Raw genomic sequence first — 3,262 nt, 5'->3', positions numbered from 1 at the left:
CGGCCAGGCCCGCTGCGTCGGGCACCGGGTGCGCCGCCTCGACCACCTCGATGCGCCCGGGCTTGGCCTTGTAGTCGGGCGGCACATGCTCGTAGCGCGTCACCACCAGGCCCGACAACGGCGCGTCGGCCGGCCACAGCGCATCGACCGCGGCGGCCATCGCGCCGCCCGCCTTGCCCGCCCCCAGCACCAGCGTGCGGCCCTCGGGCGGCGGCGGCAGGAAAGCGCCCGTGCTGAGCGCCGGCAGCGCGCGGCGCACGGCGGTGTCGAACAGGCCGCGCAGGAAACCGCGCGGGTCGTGCTTGGGATCGGGCAGCGGCGGGTTCATCGGCGGATTATCGACACGGCCGCTCTCACGAGATCGGATCGCCACAGCACATGAAACGCTTTCAGCAAGCGCTCACGCTTTGCGTGGAACCCCTGCACGGTTGTTCGAAAACGGCACAACTTGCCGCTCGTTTCGCTTGATCGGCCGAGGTCAGCTGCCGATAACGTGAGGCTTGGCGCACCGGCCCACGTGTTTTTGCAAGGCCGGTGCATTCCGTTCAACCGACCCTGGAGATCGCCCGCGTGAATGCGAGCACCGAACTGGCGCCCTCAGAGCGCCCAACACTGCCTGCCGACGTGCCCGCTGTCGCGCCGGCTGCCGTCCCTGCCGTAGCAGCGGCTTCGCCGACAGCGCCCCGCATCAACGAATTCCTGGCCTTCAAGCTGGGCGGCGAGGAGTACGGCATCGACATCCTGCGCGTGCAGGAGATCCGTTCCTACGAGCCGCCCACCCGCATCGCCAACGCGCCCCGCCACATCCTGGGCGTCGTCAACCTGCGCGGCCTGATCGTGCCGATCGTCGACCTGCGGCTGAAGTTCCGGCTCGAGCCGGTCGCCTACGACGGCTTGACCGTGACCATCGTGCTGGGCATCGGGACCCGGGTGGTCGGCATCGTCGTCGATGCGGTGTCCGACGTCATCACCCTCGCGCCCGATCAACTGCGCCCGGTGCCCGAGCTGCACTCGAGCATCGAGAGCGAACACCTCCTGGCCATCGGTGCGGTCGAAGACCGCATGCTGATCCTGATGGACATCGAAAAGCTGATGAACAGTGCCTCGATGGGGCTGATCAGTTGAACCCTTCATTTGAACAAGAACCACCCGATCATGAATACCGACAGCATCAAGCTGCGCACCAAGCTGGGTGCAGCGTTTTTCTCCCTGGCCGTCTTGACCGCCGGCATCGGTGGCTTTGCCATCACGGAGCTCTCCAACGTCAACGCCAGCACGGAGGAGATCGCCACCAGCTGGCTCCCGAGCATCAAGGCCCTCGGCCAGGTGCGCGTTAGCGCCAACCAGCTACGTCGAGGCGAAGGCGACCATGTGATGTCCCTCGATGCCGTCGAGATGGATTCCATCGAGAAGGCCTTGAACGAAGCGAAGTCAGCTTCACGGAGCAGCAGGCGTCCTATGAGCTCCTGATTACTGCAGCGGAGGAGCGCAAGGAGTTCGAGCGATTCAAGCAGCAGCGCGATAGCTACTTCGAGACGCAGGCCAAGTTGATCGCGCTGTCGCGCGAGGGCGCCCAGTCGTCCGCTGCGACGCAGGCTCTGTTCCGCGGCGCCTCACGGACCCATTTCTACGAGATGGACGCGACCGTGGGTCGACTGGTCGAGATCAATAGCGCCGGCTCCGAGGCCGCCTACCAAACGGCGAAGCACACCTACGACGAGGCGCGGACGTGGATCTTCGCAGTGATCGGCCTGGCGATTGCATTGGCCTGCGCACTGGCATGGTGGATCGTGCGCAACGTGACGCGCCAGCTCGGCGGCGAGCCGGCCGACGCTGCCGCGCTGGCCCAGCGCGTGGCAGAGGGCGACCTCAGCGTACCGATCAACCTGCGTGCGGGCGACACCGTCAGCCTCATGGCTGCGCTCAAGAAGATGCAGGACAGCCTGTCGGGTGTGGTCGCCACCGTGCGCTCCAACGCCGAAAGCGTAGCCACCGCCTCGACGCAGATTGCCCAGGGCAACAACGACCTGTCGGGCCGCACCGAAGAACAGGCCTCCGCACTGGAAGAGACCGCTGCCTCGATGGAAGAGCTGGGCTCCACCGTCCGGCAAAACGCCGACAACGCGATGCAGGGCAACCAGCTCGCACTCAACGCCTCGACCGTGGCCGCGCGCGGCGGCGAGGTGGTGAGCCAGGTGGTCGACACCATGAAGGGCATCAACGACAGCTCGAAGAAGATCGCCGACATCATCAGCGTGATCGACGGCATCGCCTTCCAGACCAACATCCTCGCGCTCAACGCTGCCGTGGAAGCGGCGCGGGCCGGCGAACAGGGCCGCGGCTTCGCGGTGGTGGCCTCCGAAGTGCGCAGCCTGGCGCAGCGCAGCGCCGAGGCGGCCAAGGAGATCAAGGGCCTGATTACCGCCAGCGTCGAGCGCGTCTTGCAGGGCTCGGTGCTGGTCGATCAGGCCGGCACGACGATGAGCGAAGTGGTCAGCGCCATCAAGCGCGTGACCGACATCATGGGCGAGATCAGCTCCGCCTCCACCGAGCAGAGCGCCGGCGTGGCGCAGATCGGCGAAGCGGTTACGCAGATGGACCAGGCGACGCAGCAGAACGCCGCGCTCGTCGAGCAAAGCGCGGCCGCGGCGGAAAGCCTGAAGGGCCAGGCGCAGCAGTTAGTCAGCGCCGTGGCGGTGTTCAAGCTGGCGCAGGGCCAGCATGCTGCTGCGGTCGTCGCGCAACAGGCCACGGCGCCGGTCAGGCCGGCCACCACGCTCAGCTCGAACGCCGTGGAGCGCCGCGGCCCGAACCGCGCGAAGAACGTCTCGCGCCTGCAGCCCCGGGCTGTGGCCGCGAGGCCGGCCGACGCCGGCGCGTCGGTGGTCGCCTCGCCGAAGACCGGCACCGACGACTGGCAGTCGTTCTGAGCTGGCTACTGTGAGCGCGAAGCCGTCTCAGGCTTCGGCGCGCGCGTCTCGCCGCATCAACTGCATGAGCACCTGAGCCGGACTGGCGCGGCCTTCGAGCACCGCCACCACGGCTTCGGTGACCGGCATCTCCACGCCGAGCGAGCGCGCCCGCGCCAGCACCATGGCCGCGCTGTGCACGCCTTCGGCGACGTGGCCGAGGGAGGCGAGCACTTCGGGCAGTCTTCCGCCCCGCGCGAGTTGCAGACCGACCTGGCGGTTGCGCGACAGGTCGCCTGTGGCAGTGAGGACAAGATCGCCGAGCCCGGACAGGCCCATGAAGGTGTCGGCGC

General features: G+C 67.7%; 4 protein-coding genes and 1 pseudogene. 3 read left to right on the top strand and 2 right to left on the bottom strand.

The window, feature by feature from the left end; translation table 11 throughout:
- Nucleotides 1-328, bottom strand: a 328-nt coding sequence (locus tag H0W38_RS19435) for a DUF4147 domain-containing protein (RefSeq protein WP_292457252.1), incomplete at its 3' end; no start/stop codon positions are given.
- A gap of 359 nt (nucleotides 329-687) precedes the next feature.
- Here H0W38_RS19435 and H0W38_RS19430 point away from each other — a divergent pair.
- The 3 genes and pseudogenes from H0W38_RS19430 to H0W38_RS19425 all read left to right on the top strand — a co-directional run bounded on the left by H0W38_RS19430 (nucleotide 688) and on the right by H0W38_RS19425 (nucleotide 2,930).
- Nucleotides 688-1,125 carry a chemotaxis protein CheW gene (locus tag H0W38_RS19430; protein WP_292457254.1) on the top strand — a complete coding sequence of 146 codons (438 nt, stop codon included), beginning with the start codon at nucleotides 688-690 and terminating at the stop codon, nucleotides 1,123-1,125.
- A gap of 30 nt (nucleotides 1,126-1,155) precedes the next feature.
- Nucleotides 1,156-1,655, top strand: a pseudogene (locus tag H0W38_RS22170) (MCP four helix bundle domain-containing protein); the annotation flags it as partial.
- The gene (locus tag H0W38_RS19425; RefSeq protein ID WP_367162439.1) at nucleotides 1,635-2,930 is read left to right on the top strand and encodes a methyl-accepting chemotaxis protein; all 1,296 of its coding nucleotides are present in this window, start codon (nucleotides 1,635-1,637) and stop codon (nucleotides 2,928-2,930) included. The pseudogene H0W38_RS22170 and the gene H0W38_RS19425, both read left to right, overlap by 21 nt.
- 27 nt (nucleotides 2,931-2,957) lie before the next feature.
- Here the strand turns inward: H0W38_RS19425 and H0W38_RS19420 are convergent.
- Nucleotides 2,958-3,262, bottom strand: a 305-nt coding sequence (locus H0W38_RS19420; protein ID WP_367162436.1) for an NAD(P)H-dependent glycerol-3-phosphate dehydrogenase, incomplete at its 5' end; no start/stop codon positions are given.

This window comes from Methylibium sp. (genome assembly GCF_013817365.1).
Classification (GTDB): domain Bacteria; phylum Pseudomonadota; class Gammaproteobacteria; order Burkholderiales; family Burkholderiaceae_C; genus Methylibium.
This window is presented reverse-complemented; position numbering and strand designations above follow the sequence as displayed.

What these genes read in the sequence shown, in the direction of transcription:
- H0W38_RS19425 (WP_367162439.1), top strand. Translation starts at nt 1,635, where the DNA reads ATGGACGCGACCGTGGGTCGACTGGTCGAGATCAATAGCGCCGGCTCC.